This is a genomic window from Mesorhizobium erdmanii USDA 3471, from assembly GCF_000472705.1.
Classification (GTDB): domain Bacteria; phylum Pseudomonadota; class Alphaproteobacteria; order Rhizobiales; family Rhizobiaceae; genus Mesorhizobium; species Mesorhizobium erdmanii.
Map to the genome: position 1 here is coordinate 26,029 of NZ_AXAE01000024.1, position 22,078 is coordinate 48,106.

At 62.3% G+C, this 22,078-nt stretch carries 20 protein-coding genes and 1 riboswitch; of the genes, 9 read left to right on the forward strand and 11 right to left on the reverse strand.

Going from position 1 to position 22,078, the window contains the following annotated elements:
- Positions 1-30 precede the first annotated feature (30 nt).
- Positions 31-1,020 (reverse strand): LysR family transcriptional regulator, encoded by a 990-nt coding sequence (locus A3AU_RS0119980; RefSeq protein WP_027054447.1) that lies wholly within the window; start codon positions 1,018-1,020, stop codon positions 31-33.
- Between the two features lie 313 nt (positions 1,021-1,333).
- Between A3AU_RS0119980 and chvE the strand changes: the two genes are divergently transcribed.
- The 5 genes from chvE (at position 1,334) to A3AU_RS0120005 (ending at position 7,210) form a co-directional block, all read left to right on the forward strand.
- Complete coding sequence (chvE, locus tag A3AU_RS0119985; protein ID WP_027054448.1) at positions 1,334-2,404, forward strand: multiple monosaccharide ABC transporter substrate-binding protein; 1,071 nt, start codon at positions 1,334-1,336, stop codon at positions 2,402-2,404.
- A gap of 203 nt (positions 2,405-2,607) precedes the next feature.
- Entirely contained in the window at positions 2,608-4,140 is a 1,533-nt protein-coding gene (gene mmsA, locus A3AU_RS0119990) for a multiple monosaccharide ABC transporter ATP-binding protein (RefSeq protein ID WP_027054449.1), read from the forward strand.
- A complete protein-coding gene (gene mmsB, locus A3AU_RS0119995) occupies positions 4,137-5,423 on the forward strand; it encodes a multiple monosaccharide ABC transporter permease (protein WP_027054450.1) in 1,287 nt (428 codons plus the stop codon). The genes mmsA and mmsB overlap by 4 nt, the downstream gene beginning before the upstream one ends.
- Positions 5,424-5,711: 288 nt before the next feature.
- Positions 5,712-6,704 (forward strand): AraD1 family protein, encoded by a 993-nt coding sequence (gene araD1 / locus A3AU_RS0120000; RefSeq protein ID WP_027054451.1) that lies wholly within the window; start codon positions 5,712-5,714, stop codon positions 6,702-6,704.
- A 53-nt stretch (positions 6,705-6,757) separates the two neighbouring features.
- Positions 6,758-7,210 carry a hypothetical protein gene (locus A3AU_RS0120005; protein ID WP_154674620.1) on the forward strand — a complete coding sequence of 151 codons (453 nt, stop codon included), beginning with the start codon at positions 6,758-6,760 and terminating at the stop codon, positions 7,208-7,210.
- A 66-nt stretch (positions 7,211-7,276) separates the two neighbouring features.
- Here A3AU_RS0120005 and A3AU_RS0120010 read toward each other — a convergent pair whose 3' ends face one another.
- Positions 7,277-8,371, reverse strand: coding sequence for a 2'-deoxycytidine 5'-triphosphate deaminase (locus A3AU_RS0120010; RefSeq protein ID WP_027054453.1), 1,095 nt, complete (start codon positions 8,369-8,371; stop codon positions 7,277-7,279).
- 139 nt (positions 8,372-8,510) lie between these two features.
- A riboswitch (SAM riboswitch) is annotated at positions 8,511-8,588 on the forward strand.
- 56 nt (positions 8,589-8,644) lie between these two features.
- Between A3AU_RS0120010 and A3AU_RS0120015 the strand changes: the two genes are divergently transcribed.
- Positions 8,645-9,835, forward strand: a complete 1,191-nt coding sequence (locus A3AU_RS0120015) for an O-succinylhomoserine sulfhydrylase (RefSeq protein ID WP_027054454.1) — start codon at positions 8,645-8,647, stop codon at positions 9,833-9,835.
- 27 nt (positions 9,836-9,862) lie between these two features.
- Here the strand turns inward: A3AU_RS0120015 and A3AU_RS0120020 are convergent, their stop codons facing one another.
- Positions 9,863-11,014 (reverse strand): ceramide glucosyltransferase, encoded by a 1,152-nt coding sequence (locus A3AU_RS0120020; RefSeq protein ID WP_027054455.1) that lies wholly within the window; start codon positions 11,012-11,014, stop codon positions 9,863-9,865.
- A 217-nt stretch (positions 11,015-11,231) separates the two neighbouring features.
- On the opposite strand from A3AU_RS0120020, the gene apaG reads away from it, so the two are divergent.
- On the forward strand, positions 11,232-11,624 hold the full coding sequence (apaG, locus tag A3AU_RS0120025; protein WP_013897267.1) for a Co2+/Mg2+ efflux protein ApaG: 393 nt from the start codon (positions 11,232-11,234) through the stop codon (positions 11,622-11,624).
- A gap of 234 nt (positions 11,625-11,858) precedes the next feature.
- On the opposite strand, the gene A3AU_RS0120030 is transcribed toward apaG, so the two are convergent.
- The 3 genes from A3AU_RS0120030 to A3AU_RS0120040 form a co-directional block, all read right to left on the reverse strand.
- Positions 11,859-12,890, reverse strand: coding sequence for an Hsp33 family molecular chaperone (locus A3AU_RS0120030; RefSeq protein WP_027054456.1), 1,032 nt, complete (start codon positions 12,888-12,890; stop codon positions 11,859-11,861).
- Between the two features lie 113 nt (positions 12,891-13,003).
- Complete coding sequence (gene argF / locus A3AU_RS0120035) at positions 13,004-13,915, reverse strand: ornithine carbamoyltransferase (RefSeq protein ID WP_027054457.1); 912 nt, start codon at positions 13,913-13,915, stop codon at positions 13,004-13,006.
- A 16-nt stretch (positions 13,916-13,931) separates the two neighbouring features.
- A complete protein-coding gene (locus tag A3AU_RS0120040) occupies positions 13,932-15,131 on the reverse strand; it encodes an aspartate aminotransferase family protein (protein WP_027054458.1) in 1,200 nt (399 codons plus the stop codon).
- 358 nt (positions 15,132-15,489) lie between these two features.
- Between A3AU_RS0120040 and A3AU_RS0120045 the strand changes: the two genes are divergently transcribed.
- Entirely contained in the window at positions 15,490-16,008 is a 519-nt protein-coding gene (locus A3AU_RS0120045) for a GcrA family cell cycle regulator (RefSeq protein WP_027054459.1), read from the forward strand.
- 89 nt (positions 16,009-16,097) lie between these two features.
- Here the strand turns inward: A3AU_RS0120045 and A3AU_RS0120050 are convergent, their stop codons facing one another.
- The 3 genes from A3AU_RS0120050 to A3AU_RS0120060 all read right to left on the reverse strand — a co-directional run bounded on the left by A3AU_RS0120050 (position 16,098) and on the right by A3AU_RS0120060 (position 19,308).
- Positions 16,098-17,105 (reverse strand): magnesium and cobalt transport protein CorA, encoded by a 1,008-nt coding sequence (locus A3AU_RS0120050; protein ID WP_027054460.1) that lies wholly within the window; start codon positions 17,103-17,105, stop codon positions 16,098-16,100.
- A 96-nt stretch (positions 17,106-17,201) separates the two neighbouring features.
- On the reverse strand, positions 17,202-17,927 hold the full coding sequence (gene phoU, locus A3AU_RS0120055) for a phosphate signaling complex protein PhoU (protein WP_027054461.1): 726 nt from the start codon (positions 17,925-17,927) through the stop codon (positions 17,202-17,204).
- A gap of 115 nt (positions 17,928-18,042) precedes the next feature.
- Entirely contained in the window at positions 18,043-19,308 is a 1,266-nt protein-coding gene (locus A3AU_RS0120060) for an ATP-binding protein (RefSeq protein WP_027054462.1), read from the reverse strand.
- A 217-nt stretch (positions 19,309-19,525) separates the two neighbouring features.
- Between A3AU_RS0120060 and ppk2 the strand changes: the two genes are divergently transcribed.
- Complete coding sequence (gene ppk2 / locus A3AU_RS0120065; RefSeq protein ID WP_027054463.1) at positions 19,526-20,434, forward strand: polyphosphate kinase 2; 909 nt, start codon at positions 19,526-19,528, stop codon at positions 20,432-20,434.
- A 179-nt stretch (positions 20,435-20,613) separates the two neighbouring features.
- On the opposite strand, the gene A3AU_RS0120070 is transcribed toward ppk2, so the two are convergent.
- Complete coding sequence (locus tag A3AU_RS0120070; protein WP_081294198.1) at positions 20,614-21,360, reverse strand: enoyl-CoA hydratase-related protein; 747 nt, start codon at positions 21,358-21,360, stop codon at positions 20,614-20,616.
- 8 nt (positions 21,361-21,368) lie between these two features.
- Positions 21,369-22,007, reverse strand: a complete 639-nt coding sequence (locus A3AU_RS0120075; RefSeq protein WP_013897277.1) for an acyl-homoserine-lactone synthase — start codon at positions 22,005-22,007, stop codon at positions 21,369-21,371.
- Positions 22,008-22,078: the final 71 nt, after the last annotated feature.

Here is a 22,078-nt window from a genome sequence, read left to right on the forward strand (position 1 = left end):
CCTGAACGCGCCAGTGCGGCTCCGGTTCCATCACCCCACTTCGCGCAGGATGAAATCGTGCAGCATCTTGGCGGCCGGCGAAAGCGCGCGGTTCCTGACAGTGATCAGGCTGTAGGGCCTGACCTCGATGTCGAATTCGGTCTGGACGACATCGATGGCGCCGGCGAGCCCCTCGGGGTTCTGGATGAACTTCGCCACCTGCACCGAAACCGGCGCGATGGCGTCGGACTGGGCGACCATGACCAGCGTCAAGAGCAACGAGCTGGTGTTGAGGATCCGGTCCGGCAGCGCGATGTTGCGGTTGAGGAAATTGCTCTCCATCGCCTGGCGCAGCGGCGAGCCGCCCGACTGGAAGACCCAGTCATAGGCGGCGGTGTCTTCCAGCCGCACCACGCCGCCCCTGTTGAGCGGGTGACCACGGCGCACGATGAGACAGGCTTTCTCGACGCCGATGACACGCGATTCGAACAGCCGCGGATTGAGATCGTCGGGGATGCGCGCGATGATGAAATCATGGCGCGTAGCGATCAGTTCGCGCGCCAGCACATTGGAGGTCTCGACCTGCATGGTGATCTCGATGCGTGGATAGATGCGGCGGATTTCTCGGATCGCCGGCACCGCCAGCTCGATCGCCGGCGCCGTCACGGCACCGAGAAACACGGAGCCGCCCTTGCCCGCCTTGAGCTCGGAAATCTCGCGATCGACCTCTCGCATCTCCAGCAGGATCGAACGCGCACGCCTTGCCAGCGCCTTGCCGTAGGGCGTCAGCGTGATGCCGCGCGGCAGCCTCTCGCACAGCTTGACCTCGAGCACCGCCTCCATCTCGCCGATCATGCGCGACGCCGCCGGCTGCGAAATGTTCATGACCTGCGCCGCCGCGCTCACCCGGCCGTGGTCGTCGAGCGCGACGATCATGCGCATGTGCCGCAGGCTGAGGCCGCTGCGCAGTAGGGTTTCGCCATCACCCGGGGTATCATTATAACTATTTGAGACCGCAGCCGGATTCCGTAACGCCGCCATGGTTTCTCCCTACCTCCGCTTGCAACCCCTGGCATGTGCCGGCAAGCTGTCGTCCCCCATAGCATATACCACTTGTGATATAGCAACCATCAAAGATCGCATTTGACAGTTATGGCAAAAGGGTCACAACGTCAGCGTGTTCCGGGACGCAACGGTCGCCGACGATGAAAATCGTATCGATTGAAATCGGCAGCTCGGGACCATGGGAGGATACCGGAGATCGATATGACGGCAGTGGCGCCTTGGCGCTTCTGCACGATTGCGCGGCCCGCGACCCCCGGGGTGCCGCGTCCATCAACCAGGGAGAGTTTAAGTGAAAATCATCAAGACACTGGCCGCAGTCGCGGCGCTTGGCATCGCTGCCATGACCTATTCGGCGCATGCAGCCGACAAAGGTCTTGTCGGCGTGCTGATGCCGACCAAGACTTCGCAGCGCTGGATCAATGACGGCGACGCCGTCAAGTCCCAGCTCGAGGCTCTCGGCTACACGGTCGACCTGCAGTATGCGCAGGACGACATCCCCAACCAGCTCAGCCAGCTGGAAAACGAAATCACCAAGGGCCCGAAGGCGCTGATCATCGCCTCGATCGATGGCACTACCCTTTCGGATGCGCTGCAGAAGGCCGCTGATGCGGGCGTCGTCGTCGTTGCCTATGACCGCCTGATCAAGAAGACCAAGAATGTCGACTACTACACCACCTTCGACAATTTCGGCGTCGGCGTGATCCAGGCCAATTCACTGGTCAAGGGCCTCAAAGAGCGCTTCCCGAACACCAAGCCGTGGAACGTCGAACTGTTCGGCGGCTCGCCCGACGACAACAACGCCTTCTTCTTCTACAATGGTGCGATTTCCGTCCTGCAGCCGCTGATCGACAACGGCTCGATCAAGATCAAGTCCGGCCAGATGGGTATGGACAAGGTCGGTACGCTGCGCTGGCTGGCGGCGACCGCCCAGGCCCGCATGGACAACCTGCTGTCGGCCAACTACTCGGACGGCAGCCGCGTCGATGGTGTTCTGTCGCCCTATGATGGCCTGTCGCGCGGCATCACCGCCTCGCTGCGCGCCGTCGGCTACGGCACGGCCGCTCAGCCCTGGCCGATCGTGACCGGCCAGGACGCCGAGACCGCGTCGGTCAAGCTGATCATCACGGGCGAGCAGTACTCGACCGTGTTCAAGGACACCCGCGACCTCGCCAAGGCCACCGTCGGTCTGGTTGACAAGGTGCTGTCGGGCGGCAAGCCTGACGGCCTCGACGAAAAGACCTACAACAACGACGTCAAGGTCGTTCCCTCGATCCTGCTGACGCCGCATGAGGTCGACAAGTCGAACTACCAGAAGCTGGTCGTCGACTCCGGCTACATCAAGGCCGAAGACCTGAAGTAATCTCGATTACAAAGATAGGGGTCCTGCCCAACGCAGGGCCCCTTTCCGTTCGCAAGCGACCCCGGTATTGTTTCAGCCGGACTTAAAGCGCGTCGGTTGCGATCCGATCCATGCGATGCGCTTTAAGTATTTGTTTCCCTGCATGTCGTTGTCTCGAACCGCTGGCACTTTTGAGCGACATGCGACAGGAGGAGCCTGGCCTTATGACTTCGACGATTTTGGAGATGCGCGACATCACCAAGACGTTCCCGGGCGTGAAGGCGCTGTCGAACGTCAACCTCAGCGTCGAGGAAGGCGAGATCCACGCCGTGGTCGGCGAGAACGGCGCCGGCAAGTCGACGCTGATGAAGGTGCTGTCAGGCGTCTACCCTGCGGGCACCTATGACGGCCAGATCGTCTTTCAGGGTCAGGAATGCCAGTTCAAGGGCATCCATGACAGCGAACACAAGGGCATTGTCATCATCCACCAAGAGCTTGCCCTGGTGCCGATGCTGTCAATCACCGAAAACATCTTCCTCGGCAACGAGAACGCCCGCTACGGCGTCATCGACTGGGATGCCAACGAGGCGCGCACCGCCGCCCTGTTGAAGAAGGTGGGCCTCAAGGAGGACCCCAAGACACTGATCACCAATATCGGCGTCGGCAAGCAGCAGTTGGTCGAGATCGCCAAGGCACTGAGCAAGGACGTCAAGCTCCTGATCCTCGACGAGCCGACCGCGTCGCTCAGCGAGAAGGACAGCCAGGCGCTGCTCGACCTTTTGCTCGAATTCAAGCGGCAAGGCATGACCTCGATCCTGATCTCGCACAAGCTGAACGAAATCAACCGGGTCGCCGACAAAGTCACCGTCATCCGTGACGGGCGCACCATCGAGACGCTGGCCAAGAAGGACATCTCCGAAGACCGCATCATCACGTCGATGGTCGGCCGCTCGCTCGACGACCGCTATCCGCCGCGCGAGCCTAACATCGGCGAAGTTGTGTTCGAGGTGAAGAACTGGTCGGTCTATCATCCGCTGCATGCCGAGCGGCAGGTGATCAAGGGCATCGACATCAATGTGCGCAAGGGCGAGGTGGTCGGCATAGCCGGGCTGATGGGTGCCGGCCGCACCGAATTCGCCATGAGCCTGTTCGGCCGTTCCTACGGCCGTCGCATCACCGGCGAGGTGCTCCTCAAGGGCAAGCCGGTCGACGTCTCATCGGTGAGCAAGGCGGTCCAACACGGCATCGCCTACGTGACCGAGGATCGCAAGACCTATGGTCTCAACCTCATCGACCATATCAAGCACAATATAACGCTCGCCAATCTCAGCGGCGTGTCGCGCCACAGCGTGATCGACGATTTGCGCGAACTGGCCGTTGCCAACGACTATCGCAAGAAGACCAATATCCGCGCTTCCAGCGTCTATCAGTTGACCGGCAATCTTTCCGGCGGGAACCAGCAGAAGGTGGTGCTGTCGAAATGGCTGTTCGCCGACCCGGACGTGCTGATCCTCGACGAGCCGACACGCGGTATCGACGTCGGCGCCAAGTACGAAATCTACACGATCATCGCGCGGCTTGCCTCGGAAGGTAAGGCGATCGTGGTCATCTCGTCGGAGATGCCGGAATTGCTCGGCATCACCGACCGCATCTACGTCATGAACGAAGGCCGCATCGTCGGCGAAATGGCCGCGGCGGACGCAAGCCAGGAAAAAATAATGCGCGCCATCGTTCGCGGAGAAGGAAAAGCAGCATGAGCACCGAAAGCGCCCCCGCCCCGCAGGGCAACATCGCCGAAGACCAGCGCCCACGCATTGCCGTCTCGGCGCTCACGACGAACCTGCGCGAATACGGTCTGATCATCGCGCTGATCGTCATCATGCTGTTCTTCCAGTTCACCACGTCGGGAACGTTGTTCAAGCCGGTCAACCTCAGCAATCTGGTGCAGCAGAACTCGTTCATCATCGTGATGGCGCTGGGCATGCTGCTGGTCATCGTTTCCGGCTACATCGACCTCAGCGTCGGATCGGTCGCTGGCTTCATCGGCGCGCTGGCGGCGAACATGATGGTCATCTGGCAGCTCGGACCGCTCAGCAATCCGCTGGTGGTTTCGATCGTCTGCCTGGTCGTCGGCGGCCTGATCGGCGCGGCGCAAGGCTATTGGATCGCCTATCACCGCATACCGAGCTTCATCGTCACGCTGGCCGGCATGCTGATCTTCCGCGGCATCTGCCAGGCGCTGCTGGGCGGCGGATCCTCGGTCGGGCCACTTCCGGACGACTTCAAGGCACTGAGCTCCGGCTTCATTCCGGATGTGATCGGCCCGCTGACGCTGATCCCGCCGACGGTGAACGCCGCCGGAAAGACCATCCTGGGCAGTGGCCTGACGCTGCACATGACGACGGTCGTGCTTGGCCTGATCGCCGTGGTGGCCTATGCTTATTTCGGGCTCCGCACTCGGCGCAAGCGCGAACGCCATGGCTATGAGGCCGAGCCCTTTGCCCTGTTCGTCATCAAGACGCTGGTTGCCAGCGCGCTGGCTCTGTTCCTGGTCTATGAGTTCGCCAGCTATCGCGGGTTGCCGGTGGTGCTGCTCGTTATGGGCGTGCTGATCACGTTGTTCGTCTTCGTAACCAAGCGCATGACAATCGGCCGCCGTATCTACGCGATGGGCGGCAACCCCAAGGCGGCGCAGTTGTCGGGCATCAATACCGAGCGGCTCACGCTGCTGGTGTTCATCAACATGGGCGTGCTGTCGGCGCTAGGCGGTCTGATCATCGCGGCGCGGCTCGGCCAGGCCGTGCCGGCGGCGGGTCTCGGTTCGGAACTCGACGTCATCGCCGCCGTGTTCATCGGCGGCGCCTCGGCAATGGGCGGCGTCGGCCAGGTCATCGGCGCCGTGGTCGGCGGCTTTATCATGGGCGTGATGAACAACGGCATGTCGATCATGGGCGTCAATGTCGACTGGCAGCAGGTGGTCAAAGGCCTGGTGTTGCTCGGCGCCGTGATCTTCGACGTCTACAACAAGAACAAGGCCTGACAGGAGCAGTTCCAGGAAAAGCGTATCGCGGTTTTCCCGCAGGCATTGCGCAGAAACAAAATACTGGAGCGGCCGAACCGCTCCGACGAGGCAACAAGGAAGGCATACGGGTCACATCGCGGCGCTGCCGGCAACCGTCCGGCACCAAGAAGTTCCCTCAAGGAACCAAGCCCCACGATCGCAATCCGAACGGAGAATTACACCCGTGGCATGGGCGACGACCCGGCCGCGCTTGGGAAGGTTTGCCGCAGCGGCAGCCATGCCAAGGCACATGAGAGAGGATTGATCATGCTGATCTCGCAGATTCTCGACGACGCCGAGACGATCCGTGTCGTTGCCCGCAGTGGCGGCAAGACCCGGATCATCAACGGCGCCCGCAGCGTCTATTCGCTGGCGATGGAGGCCGCCCGCACGGGCGTCGGCCTTGCCACCCTGATCGAGCGCAAGGGGCTAGGCGAGACGATCGATCTCGATGCCGCCTACAAAAAGGGGCGACTGTTGTCGCCGATCAATCACCCCGATCCGGCCCACCTGCATCTCACCGGCACCGGACTGACGCATCTCGGCTCGGCGGCGACGCGCGATTCCATGCACAAGAAGCTCAGCACCGATGGCGAGGAGCAGCTCACTGATTCCATGAAGATGTTCCGCATGGGACTGGAGGGCGGCAAGCCCGCCAAGGGCCAGATCGGCGTGCAGCCGGAGTGGTTCTACAAGGGCAACGGCACCATGGCCGTGGCGCCGGGTGCCGCACTCCTGTCCCCGGCCTTCGCCAAGGACGCCGGCGAAGAACCCGAGATCGCCGGCATTTATGTCATCGGCGATGACGGCGCGCCTTTTCGTGTCGGATTTACGCTGTCGAACGAATTTTCCGACCATGTGACCGAGCGCGTGAACTATCTGTTCCTTGCCCATTCCAAGCTGCGCAACGCCTCGTTCGGACCGGAGATCCTGATTGGCGACCTGCCTTCCGATATCAGGGGCACCTCACGCATCGTGCGTGACGGCAACACGCTGTGGGAAAAGCCGTTCCTGTCGGGCGAAGCCAACATGTCACACACCATCGCCAATCTCGAACATCATCATTTCAAGTATTCGGCCTTCCGCCAGCCGGGTGACGTGCACGTACACATGTTCGGCACGGCGACGCTGTCGTTCGCCGACGGCATCAAGACCGAGGCCGGCGATGTGTTCGAGATAGAGGCCGGGGATTTCGGCCTGCCACTGCGCAATCCGCTAGAGATCGAAAAGCCGGTGAAGGTGGTGGTGAAGGCTCTGTGAGGCGCCGGTCGACTCAAGTACGCTCAGCAGTCCCTGACAACAGGCTTCGGCACATGCGTACCATCTATATGCCAGACTGGTTTCGAGCCCTTTGCCTTGCGTTATTGCTCACCGGTCCGTCGTCCGTAGCCCATGGCGCCGCGCAATGCAGCTCCAAATCCTATGGAGAGGCACTCGGCCAGATGAAAGCCCGCCTTCTGACATCCGGCTACTCAATTTCCCAGGCCGATTTCCTGATGAACAATGCCGACCAGCGGATCTCCATGCTGACCGCCGCCAAACTCAACAATGCGGCCAAGCAATGCGGCATAAACTCGGCCCGTGCCCATGTCCTTGGCTGCTTGGACAAAGTGCTGTTCCCTTTGGAAGGCTCGAAAGCATCGCTTGACTCGACAAGACAATCCGCCGCGTGGGGAAAGACGCAATTGGCGCGGCGCGAACTGCTTTTCATCGGCAGCTTTAATGCGTGTCTGGAGACCGCGAAAAAGCGCATGTTTCACCGCTGACCAGTGCATCCGTGCCCTCGGTATATGTCGAAGTCGAACGGTTGCCGCGACTGGATAGCCCGAAAGTCACCGAGCCGCGCGGAAATGCTTGGAGAGCTTCAGGCCCTGCGCCTGGTAGTTGGAGCCGAGATCGGTGCCGTAGAGCGCCTGCGGCCGCTTGAGCATATGCTCGTAGACCAGCCGTCCGACGATCTGGCCATGGTCGAGGATAAACGGCACTTCATGGCTGCGCACTTCGAGCACGGCCCGGCTGCCGGTGCCGCCTGACGCCGAATGGCCGAAGCCCGGATCGAAGAAACCGGCATAGTGGACGCGGAATTCGCCGACCAGCGGATCGAAGGGTGTCATCTCGGCGGCGTAGAGCGGCGGCACATGCACCGCTTCCTGGCTGACGAGGATGTAGAATTCGTCGGGATCGAGCACCAGTTCGCCGGCGCCGCTCTTGTGGATCGGCTCCCAGAAATCGACGACATCCTGCGCCGCGCGCTTGTCGACATCGACAAGGCCGGTGTGATGCTTGCCGCGATAGCCGACCAGCCCGTCACTGTCGCCCTTGAGGTCGATCGACAGCGCGATGCCATCGCCCGAAATATTCGGCGGCTCGGTCGCGACCAGCATCTGCGCGCTATGCAACTCATGCAGTTCGGCTTCCGAGAGCAGGGCGTTGCCGGTGCGGAAGCGGATCTGCGACAGGCGCGAGCCGGTGCGCACGACGATCGGGAACGTGCGCGGGCTGACTTCGAGGTAGAGGGGACCGTTGTAGCCGGCGGCGATCTTGTCGAACTCGTGGCCACGGTCGGTCATGACACGGGTAAAGATATCGAGCCGTCCGGTCGAGCTCTTCGGATTGGCGGAAGCGGACACGGTCGACGGCAGCGCAAGGCTTTCCAGCAGCGGCACGATGTAGACACAACCCGTTTCCAGCACGGCGCCATCGGCGAGGCTGAACTCATGCAGCTTCAGCCGGTCGAGTTTGTCGACAACCCGATGATCGGGGCCGGGCAGAAAGGAGGCGCGTACGCGGAAGGCCGTGTCGCCGAGCCTGAGATCCAGGCTCGCTGGCTGGATCTGGTCGGCATCGAGCGCGCGAGGCGACTTCAGCGCGCCGGACTGGAACAGCGCCGAAATGTCCTGATCGGGAAGAATGCCTGTCTGCCGCAAAGTCTGGCTCCGCTCGAAGGCCGGTCTCTTTGTGGCAGGTTCTTGCCGCAAAACCGCTGGATACTCTTGCGGAACCTGCCTGGTACAAACCTCTTAATGAAGCCGGCAATTGACGCAAGCGTGGTACGGGTCTAAAGGGTCGTTATCCCGTGGTGATTTGGCCGGTCGGCTTGCAGCCACGTTAAACAAGTCGCTAAAGGACCGTTGGCCGCGAGGCCGTATGGACCGGTTGCGACTTTCGCGGCCGGTTTTTTTGTGTCTGGAACAAAAGCGATGAGCAGCAAGAAGCGCAACTGGAAGCCTCAAACAGCCCTCGTGCATGGCGGAACCCTGCGTTCCCAATTCGGCGAGACCTCCGAGGCGATGTATCTGACCCAGGGCTATGTCTATGAGACGGCGCAGGCGGCCGAAGCCCGTTTCAAAGGCGAGGAACCTGGCTTCATCTATTCACGCTACGCCAATCCGACCGTCGACATGTTCGAGAAGCGCATGTGCGCGCTGGAAGGCGCGGAGGACGCACGCGCCACGGCATCGGGCATGGCGGCGGTGACTGCGGCGCTTCTGTGCAGCGTCAAGGCCGGCGACCATATCGTGGCGGCGCGCGCGTTGTTCGGCTCCTGCCGCTGGGTGGTGGAGACGCTGGCGCCGCGCTACGGCATCGAGGCGACCTTGGTCGATGGCACCGATATCGCCAATTGGGAAAAGGCGGTCAGGCCGAACACCAAGCTGTTCTTCCTGGAAAGCCCGACCAACCCGACGCTGGAAGTGGTCGACATCGCCGCTGTCGCATCGCTCGCCAATTCGATCGGCGCGCGGCTTGTCGTCGACAATGTCTTCGCCACCCCGCTGCAGCAGAAGCCGTTGCAGCTTGGCGCCCACATCGTCGTCTATTCGGCGACCAAGCACATCGATGGCCAGGGCCGTTGCCTCGGTGGCGTCATCTTGTCGGACAAGAAGTGGATCGACGAGAACCTGCACGACTATTTCCGCCACACCGGCCCCAGCCTGTCGCCGTTCAATGCCTGGACGCTGCTGAAGGGCTTGGAGACGCTGCCGGTGCGCGTGCGCCAGCAAACGGAGAGCGCGGCTAAGATCGCCGACTTCCTCGCCGGGCAGCCGCAGATCGCCCGCGTCATCTATCCCGGCCGCGCCGACCATCCGCAGGCCGATATCGTCAAGAAGCAGATGTCCGGCGGCTCGACGCTGATCTGCCTGGACGTCAAGGGCGGCAAGCAGGCGGCCTTCGCCGTGCAGAACGCGCTCGACATCGTGCTGATCTCCAACAATCTCGGCGATGCCAAGAGCCTGATCACCCATCCGGCGACGACGACGCACAAGAATTTGAGCGACGAGGCGCGCGCCGAGCTCGGCATCGGGCCTGGGACGCTCAGGCTGTCGGTCGGCCTGGAGGATACCGACGACCTTCTGGAGGACATCGCGCAGGCATTGCAGGCCGCCAAGTAGGGTTTGCCAGGCAGCGCCGCGCGCCAATCAAGCGCGCGATGGCGTCTCTTCCAGTTCGGCGGCCTTGGTGCCTATGGTCATCGCATTGCCGCGCCAGTCGACGGCACCGCCGAGCCAGCCGCGTGCCCACATCGCCGGCAAGATCAGGTCGCGTACCATGATCGCCGCGACCATGCGCGGCGACAGGTACCAGCCCTTGGACCAGGCCAGCGCGCATTCCGGAAGGTAGAAGGCCACCAGCACGGCGATGGCCGTGAACGGCAGGCTGAGGCCGGCGCTTGCCGCCGCAACCAACGCAAGCACCAGCGGCACAACCGCGCCGGTGAGGATTTCGGGGGCGAAGAACAGTGGGAAGGTGACCCGGCGCAGGCGCGCCCAGCGGGCCTGGCGCGACCAGATCTCGCCAAACCTACGCCGGCCAAGCGGCTGCTCGAAGGGCGCGGCGACGAGATTGACGCGCAAGCCAAGCCCATTGACCAGCTTGGTCGCGGCCGCGTCCTCGGCGATTTCGGCGGCCAGCGCGCGGATACCGCCATTGGCATCCAGCATCGGCTTGTTCCACAGCATGCTCTTTCCCTGGGCAAAGCCGAGGCCGAGCGCCTCGCCGGCATACTGCCATCGCGCCTGCAGCGTGTTGAGGAAGGCGCATTCGACCTCGGCCCAGAAGCCATCCGGCCGCGAGCCGATCGGTGTCGAACAGACAAGGCCGGTGCCTGGCCGCCACGCCGCCATCAGATGCTGGATGTAGTCCCTCGGCATCAGCACGTTGGAGTCGGCCAGAACGACCCAATTGTGCCGCGCGGCTTCCCAGCCCTTGACGCAGTTGTTGAGCTTGGGATTGGCGCTGACACGGTCGTCACCGATCAACAGCCGGGCCGGCACTTTTGGAGAGCGGCCAATGGCGGCGCGGATCAATTTGACCACCGGGTCGTCGGCATGGGCGACGCAGAAGATCAACTCGTAGCGCGGCCAGTCGAGCGAGAAGGCGCGTTCCAGCGTCTCCTGCATGAACGGCTCGACGCCACGCACAGGTACGATAATCGACACCGGCGGCGATTTACCGGTTGGCCGCGCGATTGTGGCGCGCCGTTTCAGCTGCGAAGCGGCAAGCAAAATGCTGGCTGAGTTTGAAAGGACAAGAGCAGTCGAAAGCGAGGCGGCTATGAGAGTGAGTTCCATCGAGACTTGGTCACTCCAGAAGAGACGGCCCGCATCGTGGCCGCTTTCAACAGACAGGGCGCCTGAGTCGCCCGTCCGCGCACACCACCATTGTCATGTGTCACTCAAATGACATTGTTTGCCGGCACGTGCCTTTCAAGACAGGGCGCGACAAGACGCGCATGTTGACCTGCCCGTCGGGAGCACCGAAAGGTATCGGATTGTTTTGGAGCCGCTTATGTACCGCGCCGTCACGCGCAACATCGAAGTGCAGGTCAGGCCGTTCTACCTTGAGGACCGTTCCGATCCTTCCGAGAACCGTTATGTCTGGGGATATCAGATAACGATCGACAACCAGTCGGACGAATTCGTGCAACTTCTGTCGCGCTATTGGCACATCACCGACGGTACCGGCCGGGTCGAGGAAGTAAGCGGCCCGGGCGTCGTCGGCGACCAGCCCGAACTCAATCCGGGCGACAGCTATCAATACACATCCGGCTGCCCGCTCTCGACGCCGTCAGGCATCATGGTCGGGCGCTACACGATGCGCAACAAGCGTGGCGAGACATTCGATATCGCCATCCCGGCGTTTTCGCTCGACCTTCCGGGGACGCGGCGCACGGTGAATTAGCCTCTTTCTCCCCGTTTCACGGGGAATTGAGGAAACGGTCCGCGTAGCGGACGAAAAGCCAATTGCTTGGCTTTTCGAGTAACGAACCTCCGGCAGGACAATCAGGGGCGGCGCCGACTTGAGAGACTCGTCTTCCGGCTCGATGCACACTGCTGCCATCTAGCGAAAGTCGGTGCTGCCCGTCATCCGCCCTTCGGGCACCTTCTCCCCGTGAAACGGGGAGAAGGAAAAGGCTCACTGCCTCGCAAACTCCGCCGGGTCGAAGTCATACTGCGTCGAGCAGAACTCGCAGGCGACGTGAATACCGCCGTCCTCGGTCGAGTCCTTGATCTCCTGCGCGGAAAAACCCTCGAGGATACCGCGGATCTTGTCGCGCGAGCATGAGCATTGGTCAGCGACGGGGACGCCGCCGAAGACGCGCACGCCATGCTCGTGGAACAAGCGATAAAGCAGCCGTTCGGCGCCGACCGTCGGGTCGATCAGTTCGGTCGGCTCGATGGTGCCGAGAAGTGCCAGCAATTCCTGCCAGGAATTGTCGGCCGGATCGTTCGTCACGTCGCGCGGATCGCCGTCGCCGCCCGAAATGTCTGGAACGCGCATGCGCTCGGGCGACTGGGGCAGGAACTGCGCCAGGATGCCGCCGGCACGCCACTGCTCACGCGCACCGCCGTGGGCGGGCGTCAACAGTTTGGCGACCGAGAGCCTGATATCCGTCGGGATCTGCTCCGACTGGCGGAAATAGGTGCGCGCCGCGTCTTCCAGCGTTTCGCCGTCAAGCTGGACGATGCCCTGATAGCGCTGGGTGTGAGCGCCCTGGTCGATGGTCAGCGCCAGCACGCCGCTGCCGAGTAGCGTCTGCTGCGACGTCTCGCCCGCCGCAACCAATGCCTCGAGCCGATCGGCGTCGAAGCGCGCATAGGCACGCAGGGCCGAGGGCGTAGTGAAATCCGCCACCAGCATGTCGACCGGCCCGTCGGTGCGGGTCTGCAGGATGAACTTGCCTTCGAATTTGAGCGAGGTGCCGAGCAGCACCGTCAACACACAGGCTTCCGCCAGCAGGCGGGCCACCGGCTCGGGATAGTCGTGGCGGCCAAGGATGGCGTCGAGCATCGGTCCGAGCTGGACCGTGCGGCCGCGCACGTCGAGCGGGCCGACCTCAAAAGGCACGACGTGATCGTCGCCGGCATAGCCGAATTCGCCGAGTTTGGGGTGATGTTCAGTCACTTGATGCGTTTCCAACATGACAATACTCCAGGGCGCGGCCATGCCGCCCTCCTGGGGTGCATGCGTACAAACGCGCTTGATTTGCGTGATGCGGCGCAGATAGGCATCGCGCCCCCGCAGATCAAGCGCCCGTGCACTTCAAGCACCAAGACACGTCAAGCACCAAGACACCAGGCGAGCACCGCCTTCTGGGCGTGGAGACGGTTCTCGGCTTCGTCGAAGACCACCGAATGCGGCCCGTCGATGACCTCGTCGGTCACCTCCTCGCCGCGATGCGCCGGCAGGCAGTGCATGAACAGCGCGTCCGGTTTGGCATGCGCCATCAGCTTGGCATTGACCTGGTAGGGCGAGAACACATTGTGCCCGCGGGCGCGATGCTCCTGGCCCATCGACACCCAGCAATCGGTGACGATGCAGTCGGCCTGGTCGACTGCCTCCTCGGGCGAGCGGGTGAAATGCAGCTTGCCGCCATGCGACTTGGACCAGTCGACATGCTTCTGCGCCGGCTCGCTGCCTTCGGGCACGGCGACGTTGAGGTTGAAGCGGAAACGCGCCGAGGCCTCGATCAGCGAGTGCAGCACATTGTTGCCGTCGCCGGTCCAGGCGATGGTCTTGCCTGCCACCGGACCACGATGCTCCTCGAAGGTCATGATGTCGGCCATCAGTTGGCATGGATGGGTGTCGTCGGTCAGTCCGTTGATCACCGGAACCGTGGCATTCTCGGTCAGCTCCAGCAACCGATCGTGCGAGGTGGTGCGGATCATGATCGCGTCGACATAGCGCGACAGCACCTTGGCGGTATCGGCGATGGTTTCGGAGCGGCCGAGCTGCATCTCGGTGCCGGTCAGCATGATGGTTTCGCCGCCCAGCTGGCGCATGCCGACGTCGAAGGAGACGCGCGTGCGCGTCGACGGCTTGTCGAAGATCATCGCCAGCACCTTGCCTTCGAGCGGCCGGGTGCGCTCACCGGCCTTGAGGCGTGCCTTTCGCACCACCGCGTCGTCCAGCATGAAGCGCAGGTCACCCTCGGAAACGGTGGAAAGATCGGTGAAATGGCGAACAGACATCAGCAATAATCCGGAATTACTTCGCGGCGGCCACGGCGATGGCATCCGCCAGGCCTTTGGCACCGGCGCGGATGCGATTGAGCGCTTCGTGGATCTCGGCGTCGGTGACGGTGAGCGGCGGCAACAGGCGGATGACGTTGTCCCCGGCCGGAACCGCCAGCAAATGCTGGTCGCGCAGCGCCATGTTCACCTTGGCGTTGGGCATGGCGCATTTGAGACCCAGCATCAGGCCAGTGCCCCTGATGTCTTCGATGACATCGGGAAACTCGTCGGCGATTGCCGCAAGGCCCTGCTTCATCAGCAGCGCCTTGCGCTGGACGTCTTCGAGGAAGCCATCTTCCAGCACCACATCGAGCACGGCATTGCCGACCGCCATGGCCAGCGGATTGCCGCCGAACGTCGTGCCGTGCACGCCCGGCGTCATGCCGACCACGGCCTCGTCGGTGGCCAGGCACGCGCCCATCGGGAAGCCACCGCCAATGCCCTTGGCGATCGCCATGATGTCAGGCGTCACGCCCGTCCACTCATGCGCGAACAGCTTTCCGGTGCGGCCGATGCCGCACTGGACCTCGTCGAAGATCAAGAGCAGGCCGTGCTGATCGCAGAGCTGGCGCAGCCGTTTCAACGATTGCGTCGGCACCGGGCGGATGCCGCCCTCGCCCTGCACCGGTTCGATCAGGATCGCGGCGGTTTCCGCCGTGATCGCCTTTTCGGCCGCATCGATGTCGTCGAAGCCAACCTGGTCGAAACCTTCAACCTTGGGACCGAAACCTTCGAGGTATTTGAATTGGCCGCCGGCCGCGATGGTCGCTAGCGTACGGCCATGGAAGGCGCCTTCGAAGGTGATGACGCGGAAGCGCTCGGGATGGCCCTTGACGAACTGGTAGCGCCGCGCCGTCTTGATCGCGCATTCCAGCGCCTCGGCACCGGAATTGGTGAAGAACACCTTGTCGGCGAAAGTGGCATCGGCCAGGCGCTCGGCAAGCCGGCTCTGCCCGGGAATCTCATAGAGATTGGAGACATGCCAGAGCTTTCCCGCCTGTTCGGTGAGAGCCGCGACCAGATGCGGATGGCTGTGGCCGAGCGAATTGACCGCGATGCCGCCGGCAAAATCCAGATATCGCTCGCCCTTGTCGGTAACCAGCCAGGTGCCTTCCCCATGGTCGAAAGCCAGGGGTGCGCGAGCAAAGGTCTCGTAAAGCGCCGAACCGCTCATTATATGCGTCTCCGGTACCGGAAAATCAAAAAAGCCGCCAAAGCGGCGGCCTTGTGCGGCTTATCGTGTTTTTCGGCCATGAAGTCAACGAAAACGTCGCGTAGTGGCGCGCGGCAAGCACTCCCACAAGACGCCGGCTCATCAGCGACCGGGCAAGTTGGGGAAAACCGAAAAAACCGATTCGTGTTGCACTTGGGACTCTTGTCACCGAGTCAGCGCATAAGGTAATTGTAGTCGAGAAATAACTAGATTTCGTGCGGCGGACCTAATCACCAGGTATATGTGGTGTCTGCCCCAGCAGTGGTGCTGGGTCGGGAATGGATTCTGACTGCCGCACGCTTAGCAGGAGCGCGGTCTCATGAACTGGACTGACGAGCGGGTCGAACTTCTCAGAAAATTGTGGTCGGAGGGTCTGAGCGCAAGCCAGATTGCCGCCCAGCTTGGAGGGGTGAGCCGCAATGCCGTCATCGGCAAGGTGCACCGGCTTAAGCTGTCGGGCCGCGGCCGCGCAACGGCGACGCCTGCGCGCCAGAAGAAGACGGCACAGGGATCGACCGTTCAGAAATCGGTGGCGCGCGCCGCAAGCACGCCACGCCACGTGACGACATCGATCGGCGCGACGGCGCTGCAGACGCAATTCGACGCCGAACCGGTGACACGGCACTATATCCGCCCGGTCGAGAACGTCGTGGTACCGATCTCACGGCATCTGCAGCTCGTCGAGCTGACCGAGCGCACCTGCAAATGGCCGAACGGCGATCCGCTGTCGGAGGACTTCAACTTCTGCGGCAACGAGGCCGCCGAAACCGGCCCCTACTGCAAGTATCACGCCCGCGTCGCCTTCCAGCCGGCGGCGGAGCGCAGACGCAATCGCTGAGGGGAATAGGGCAGTCAGGCAGTAGGGCAATATGTTCGAGTCGCGCTGAAGAGCGCCTTATGTTAACCTACCGCCTTACCGCCCTGTCTTCACAGCCACCCATTCTTGCGGAACCGCCAGTAGAGAAACGCGCAGATCAGCGCGATGGTGGTCAGCACGATAGGGTAGCCATATTCCATCTTCAGTTCCGGCATGTCGGTGAAGTTCATGCCGTAGATGCCGGCTAATGCCGTCGGCACCGCCAGGATGGCCGCCCAGGAGGCGAGTTTCTTCGAAATCGCCGTTTCCTGGCTTTGACCGACCAGCAGACTGGCTTCGAACGCGAATGCCAGCACCTCGCGCAAACTGTCGATCTTTTCCTGGACGGTGCGGATGTGGTCGGTCACGTCACGGAACAGCGGGTGCATGGCCGAATGGATCTGCGGCAGCTCGGCGCTGGTCAGCCGGCGGCAGACTTCCACCAGCGGCAGTGCCGCATTGCGCAGACGCAGGAGATCGCGGCGCAGCATGTAGAGCCGTTCGATGTCGGGACCGGTCATCGGCTTCAGAAGGACCTTGTCCTCGATCGCCTCGACCTCGTCCTCGATCTGCTCGAGCACGGGCATGTAATTGTCGACGATGAAATCCAGAATGGCATAGAGGACGAAATCCTCGCCCTTGGCCAGCGAATGCGGGCAGCTTTCCCAGTGCTGGCGAACAGCTGCGTAGGAGGTCGACGGGCCATGCCTGACGCTGACGATGTAGCCCGAGCCGACGAACAGATGCGTCTCGCCAAAAGTCACCCGTCCTTCTATCAACTGCGCGGTGCGGGCGACGATGAACAGCGCATCGCCATACTGCTCGATCTTCGGCCGCTGGTGCGGATGCTCGGCATCCTCGATAGCCAGCTCATGCAGATGGAACTGCGCCTTGACGCGCAACAGCAGTTCGCGATCTGGTTCGAGCAGCCCGATCCAGACGACATGTCCCGATTTCTTGGCCCATTCGCCGGCTTCCTCGATCGGAATGTCGGCAATGCGCCGCCCAGCCGTATAGACACTGGAGGCGATGATGCCTGATGTCGACGCCGCGGGCTTGAACTCTCGGACATATTCCATCGCAGCCTCCTGAACGCAGGACCTCCATCAAGGCCTGAGAAGCTTAACGCCGGGGTAGTTTAGCGCAATATGATCCAGCGTTCGAGAGGACGAACGTCATTTCGCCGGAAGCGCCGCGGACAGGCTGATCTTGTCCGTCTTGTCGCCCTTCGGCCGCTCGGCCGGCATCTGGTCGCCGGTGACGATATAATAGATGGTCTCGGCGATGTTGGTGGCATGATCGCCGATGCGCTCGATGTTCTTGGCGCAAAACAGCAGATGTGTGCAGGACGTGATGTTGCGCGGATCCTCCATCATATAGGTCAGCAATTCGCGAAACAGCGACGTGTACATGGCGTCGATCTGGTCGTCGCGGTCGCGCACGAAGCCGATCTTTTCGACCGAGCGCGAGGCATAGACGTCGAGAACTTCCTTGAGCTGGGTCAACGCCAGATTGGCCAGCGCCTCCAGGCCGCGGAACAGGCTGGTCGGCTGGCGGCCGTCGATGACGGCCACCACGCGTTTGGCAACGTTCTTGCCGAGGTCGCCGACCCGTTCGAGATCGGCGGAAATCCGGATGGCGCCGACGATCTCGCGCAGGTCCGTCGCCATCGGCTGGCGTTTGGCGATGATGATGATCGCCTTGTCGTCGATTTCCCGCTGTCCTTCGTCCAGCACCGCGTCGTCACGAATGACCTTCTGGGCTAGTCCCGGATCGGCATTGACGAGAGCGGCGACCGCCTGCTCGACCATGCGCTCGGCATGGCCGCCCATCGCGGCGATGCGCTTCGACAGGTATTTCAGCTCCTCGTCATAGGCGCTCATTATGTGCACGGACTGCATGGATGAAATGCCTTCCCACGTGTTCTTGAACTTTGAGTCGTTTCCTCGAATCCCCGCTGATACGCTAGCCGGATGACAGAAAAAAGAAACGGTCCCGTGGAAAACTAGGGCAATATCAGTGCGCCGGCAAATAAACCGAGAAGGCGGCGCCCTGGCCGACCTCTGACTTGATCGACAGCCTGGCGTTGTGACGCGTCAGGATGTGCTTGACGATCGACAAGCCTAGGCCCGTACCTTTCTGGGTCCGGCTGGTCTCGACGTCGACGCGGTAGAAGCGCTCGGTGATGCGCGGAATGTGCTCCTCGGGAATGCCCGGGCCGAAATCCCTGATGGTCACCTCGATGCCGGGTTCTGAACCGTCATCGGCGTGCGCGATCGTCACCAGGACGCGACCTCCCGATTGGCCATATTTGCAGGCGTTTTCCAGAAGATTCTCGAAGACCTGGAACAGCTCGTCGCGATCGCCCGGCACGTCGAGAGGGCCCTTGGCGAAATCGCGCTCGATGACAAGGCCGTTTTCGCGGGCAAGCGGGGCCAATGAGTCGATGACGCTGTCGACGGTCTGGCGCAGATCGACCTCGGTTCCCGGCTTGAGATAAGGCTTCATCTCGAGCCGCGACAGCGACAACAGATCGTCGATCAGGCGCGCCATGCGGCCGGTCTGGTTCTGCATGATCTGCAGGAATTGCTCGCGCGCCGCCGGATCGTTGCGGGCCGGTCCACGCAGCGTCTCGATGAACCCGGCGATCGAGGCGAGCGGGGTGCGCAATTCGTGACTGGCGTTGGCGATGAAGTCGGCGCGCATGCGGTCGATACGCCGCGCCTCGCTCTGGTCCTTGAACACCAACACATAGAGGTCGGTCCCGTGCCCGACCGAGGACGCGCTGACCCGATAGGCCCGCTCGACCGGCAGCTTCTCGGTATAGTCGACGACATCCGAGGCGACCGTTCCCGACAGCACGCTGTCAAGCAGAGCCTGCATTTCCGGAGCCCGGAACTTCAGCGGCAGCGATATGCCCGGCGCAATGCCGCCAAAGGCGGCAAAGGCGGCGGCATTGGCGTGGACGATGGTGGCAGCATGGTCGAAAATGATGAGCGGGTCGGCGACGGCCGCGGCCAGATATTCGCCCGACAGGCGCTGCAGGCCTATTGCCTCGATCGCGGAAGCATCCTCGGCGGACTGGCGCAGGCCGCCGGCCGGGAGCATCGCGGCTGCCAGCAAGAGAAACAGCGCCAGCACCAGGACGTAGGCGGAAACACTGGCGAAGGCAAAGGCGATCAGGACTGCCAAGACGCCAGCCGCAAGCAGCCAGCGGCTCTGCCACAGCCTGACAGCAATGGCGTGCGCCATGCCTTTCTGTTCTGCGTCCAGCTCGGTCATTCGCTTGCGCGCCCGCGTCCCATGCCCGATCCGTCACACGGCGGAGACTTCCGCTGGACCGGTGCGCGCATGACCCGGAAAATCGGGAATCGATTTTCGGAAGGGATCATGCGCAAAATCCAAAGTGCTATAGCGTCCTATGCGCCTCCAAACGGACGCGCGGCGCTGTAGTGGCTCCCAATAGCATGAGTCCATAAGCTTAAAAGGGTTCGTCTCGATGAAAAAAGCCAAGGAAAATCCCGTAACACCGGCGTCCGGGCCATTGAAGATCAAAATTGACGGCAAGGAACGCGAGTTCGACATCGAGAATCCCGAGCTTCCGGACTGGGTCGAGGGGAACAAGCTGACGGCGGGCGGCTACCCCTACGACAAGAAGATGAAGAGCGACGAGTATGACGAGACGCTCGAAAAATTGCAGATCGAGCTGGTCAAGGCGCAGGCGTGGCTGCAGGCGAGCGGCAAGCGGGTGATGGCGCTGTTCGAGGGCCGTGATGCCGCCGGCAAGGGCGGCACGATTTTCGTGCTGCGCCAGTACCTCAACCCGCGCACGGCGCGCAACGTGGCGCTGACCAAGCCGACCCCGACCGAAGTGGGGCAATGGTACTACCAGCGCTATGTCGACCATTTCCCGACATCGGGCGAATTCGTCACCTTCGACCGCTCCTGGTACAACCGCGCCGGCGTCGAGCCGGTGATGGGTTTCTGCACGCCCGAGCAGCATGAGAAGTTTCTCGACGAGACGCCGCATTTCGAACGGATGATCGTCAACGACGATATCTACTTCTTCAAGTTCTGGCTGAACATCGGCCAGGAGACACAGCTCGAGCGTTTTCACGATCGCCGCTACAGCCCGTTGAAGAGCTGGAAGTTCTCGCCGATCGACGTCGCCGGCATTACCAAATGGGATGACTACACCAAGGCGCGCGACACCATGTTCGAACGCACCCACAAGGCGTTCGCGCCGTGGATCATCGTGCGGGCCAATGACAAGCGACGTTCCCGGCTGGCGGTGATGCGGCGCATCCTGTTGTCGCTGCCCTATGAGGGACGCGATCTCGATATCGTCGGCAAGGAGGACAACAAGATCATCGGCGAAGGGCCGTCATTCCTCGGCAAGGAAGGTTGACGCTAGAGCGGTTCATCGTTTCACGGAAACGCCGAACCGCTCTATCTCGTTGTCTTAACGCAATTCCCAAGGGGAAGCGCTATGCGCTTCTCCCGGGAAAACTGTTTCACACTTTCCTGGAATTGCTCTACTGCGCCGCGCGGCCGTTGGGCGGCGCGGCGCGGTATCTTCACAGTCGCTCAGGCCGCCAGCCTGGCGATCCGCTGCAGGCGCCGCAGCGTGGTGTCGTCCTGCAGTGCCTGCTGGAACAGCGATATCTCCTGGTCGATGCGATCGCACAGCGGGCCGGTATTTCCCTTGAGCAGGCCACGGGTCTGCAGCAAGGCGGCAACCGGCTTCTTGGCGAGCTGCCTGGCCCGGCCGAGCGTCGCCTCCTCCACGCCGTCATGCACGATCTCGGCGACGAGGCCGAGCGCCCTGGCGTCCTCGGCATGAAGCGTGTCGCCGAGGCAGAAGAAGCGGAAAGCGCCGGCATAGCCGAGCTTCTGCGGCGCCAGGATGCTGGTCGCCGCGTCCGGCACAAGGCCGAAATCGACGAACGGCACCCGGAAGGTGCTTCCATTGGAGGCGATCACCATGTCGCAGTGGAACAGGATGGTGCAGCCGACGCCGACGGCATCGCCGTCAACGCAGGCGAGGATGGGCTTGGGGAACGTTGCCAGCGTGCGGAACATGTCGGTGACGGCGGCGATTAGCCTCTGATGCTTGGTGGCGTCGAGGAATTCGGAAAAATCTCCGCCAAGGCAGAAGCAGCCCGCCAGGCCACGAAGCACGACGACACGCACTTCGTCATTCTCGGCGGCTTCATGGAACGTCCGGGCAAGGCTCTCATAGGCCCTTCTGTCGAGCACCGGGCGGCCGTCAGTCGACGACACGGTGACGATCAGCGTGTGGTTGCGCAATTCGGGTTGCGGGTGCGCGCCCATCGGCGAGGTCATGACGCCCTCCTTTGGCCGAACATGTCGGGGTATCCCCTGGCCATAACCGGAGCATGATGATTGCGGCGCGAACGCACCACGTCCAGCGTGTGCTCGTTGAAGGAGAGCAGGGTCGCCACGACCTGCTGGTTGCCGTAGGTGCGCTGATAGCCCAGCGGGGTCGCCAGGAAATGCAATTGCAAGGCGCGCAACACCCACATCGGCTCGAATTCGATGATGACCTTGTCGACGCCGCGCTTCAGCCCCCATTCGACGAAGCCGGCGATCAATTCGGTGCCGACGGTCGAAACGCCGCGACGGCCGTCGCGAAAACCGGGCGCCACCGCATAACGGGTCAATTCCCAGATGTTGGGGCCCGACGGCGGCGTCCCTTCGGAAAGGTCGGTCAAGACCTCGGTCAAAAGGTGGGGCCGCGTGGTCGGCAACATCCGTTGATAGCCCGCGACTTCGTTGCCTCTGATGACGATCTGATGCACCGCCTCGTCATGATCGAACTGATCGACCTCGAATCCGTCCGGGCGCCTCAGGTCCTCCCACCCCATCTCCTCGACAAATATCTGGTAGCGCAGACGATGAACGGCCTCCCAAAGGTCGGGGCGTTCCATCAATTCTTGAGTTGTAAGACAAAAAAGCATTCCGTCGTCTCCTGGGTTTAAGAGGAAGATACGGCCGTGCTTCAGTGAGAAAATTGCGTGATCGCGTAGGC

Excerpts from the sequence above, each read along its gene's own strand:
- araD1 (WP_027054451.1), top strand. The coding sequence starts at position 5,712 with ATGCTGATCTCGCAGATTCTCGACGACGCCGAGACGATCCGTGTCGTT.
- A3AU_RS0120075 (WP_013897277.1), bottom strand. The coding sequence starts at position 22,007 with ATGCTTTTTTGTCTTACAACTCAAGAATTGATGGAACGCCCCGACCTT.
- mmsA (WP_027054449.1), top strand. The coding sequence starts at position 2,608 with ATGACTTCGACGATTTTGGAGATGCGCGACATCACCAAGACGTTCCCG.
- A3AU_RS0120005 (WP_154674620.1), top strand. The coding sequence starts at position 6,758 with ATGCGTACCATCTATATGCCAGACTGGTTTCGAGCCCTTTGCCTTGCG.
- A3AU_RS0120030 (WP_027054456.1), bottom strand. The coding sequence starts at position 12,890 with ATGGCCGCGCCCTGGAGTATTGTCATGTTGGAAACGCATCAAGTGACT.
- A3AU_RS0120045 (WP_027054459.1), top strand. The coding sequence starts at position 15,490 with ATGAACTGGACTGACGAGCGGGTCGAACTTCTCAGAAAATTGTGGTCG.
- A3AU_RS0120015 (WP_027054454.1), top strand. The coding sequence starts at position 8,645 with ATGAGCAGCAAGAAGCGCAACTGGAAGCCTCAAACAGCCCTCGTGCAT.
- phoU (WP_027054461.1), bottom strand. The coding sequence starts at position 17,927 with ATGCAGTCCGTGCACATAATGAGCGCCTATGACGAGGAGCTGAAATAC.
- argF (WP_027054457.1), bottom strand. The coding sequence starts at position 13,915 with ATGTCTGTTCGCCATTTCACCGATCTTTCCACCGTTTCCGAGGGTGAC.
- apaG (WP_013897267.1), top strand. The coding sequence starts at position 11,232 with ATGTACCGCGCCGTCACGCGCAACATCGAAGTGCAGGTCAGGCCGTTC.
- A3AU_RS0120060 (WP_027054462.1), bottom strand. The coding sequence starts at position 19,308 with ATGACCGAGCTGGACGCAGAACAGAAAGGCATGGCGCACGCCATTGCT.
- A3AU_RS0120020 (WP_027054455.1), bottom strand. The coding sequence starts at position 11,014 with ATGGAACTCACTCTCATAGCCGCCTCGCTTTCGACTGCTCTTGTCCTT.
- A3AU_RS0120040 (WP_027054458.1), bottom strand. The coding sequence starts at position 15,131 with ATGAGCGGTTCGGCGCTTTACGAGACCTTTGCTCGCGCACCCCTGGCT.
- ppk2 (WP_027054463.1), top strand. The coding sequence starts at position 19,526 with ATGAAAAAAGCCAAGGAAAATCCCGTAACACCGGCGTCCGGGCCATTG.
- A3AU_RS0119980 (WP_027054447.1), bottom strand. The coding sequence starts at position 1,020 with ATGGCGGCGTTACGGAATCCGGCTGCGGTCTCAAATAGTTATAATGAT.
- A3AU_RS0120070 (WP_081294198.1), bottom strand. The coding sequence starts at position 21,360 with ATGGGCGCGCACCCGCAACCCGAATTGCGCAACCACACGCTGATCGTC.
- mmsB (WP_027054450.1), top strand. The coding sequence starts at position 4,137 with ATGAGCACCGAAAGCGCCCCCGCCCCGCAGGGCAACATCGCCGAAGAC.
- A3AU_RS0120050 (WP_027054460.1), bottom strand. The coding sequence starts at position 17,105 with ATGGAATATGTCCGAGAGTTCAAGCCCGCGGCGTCGACATCAGGCATC.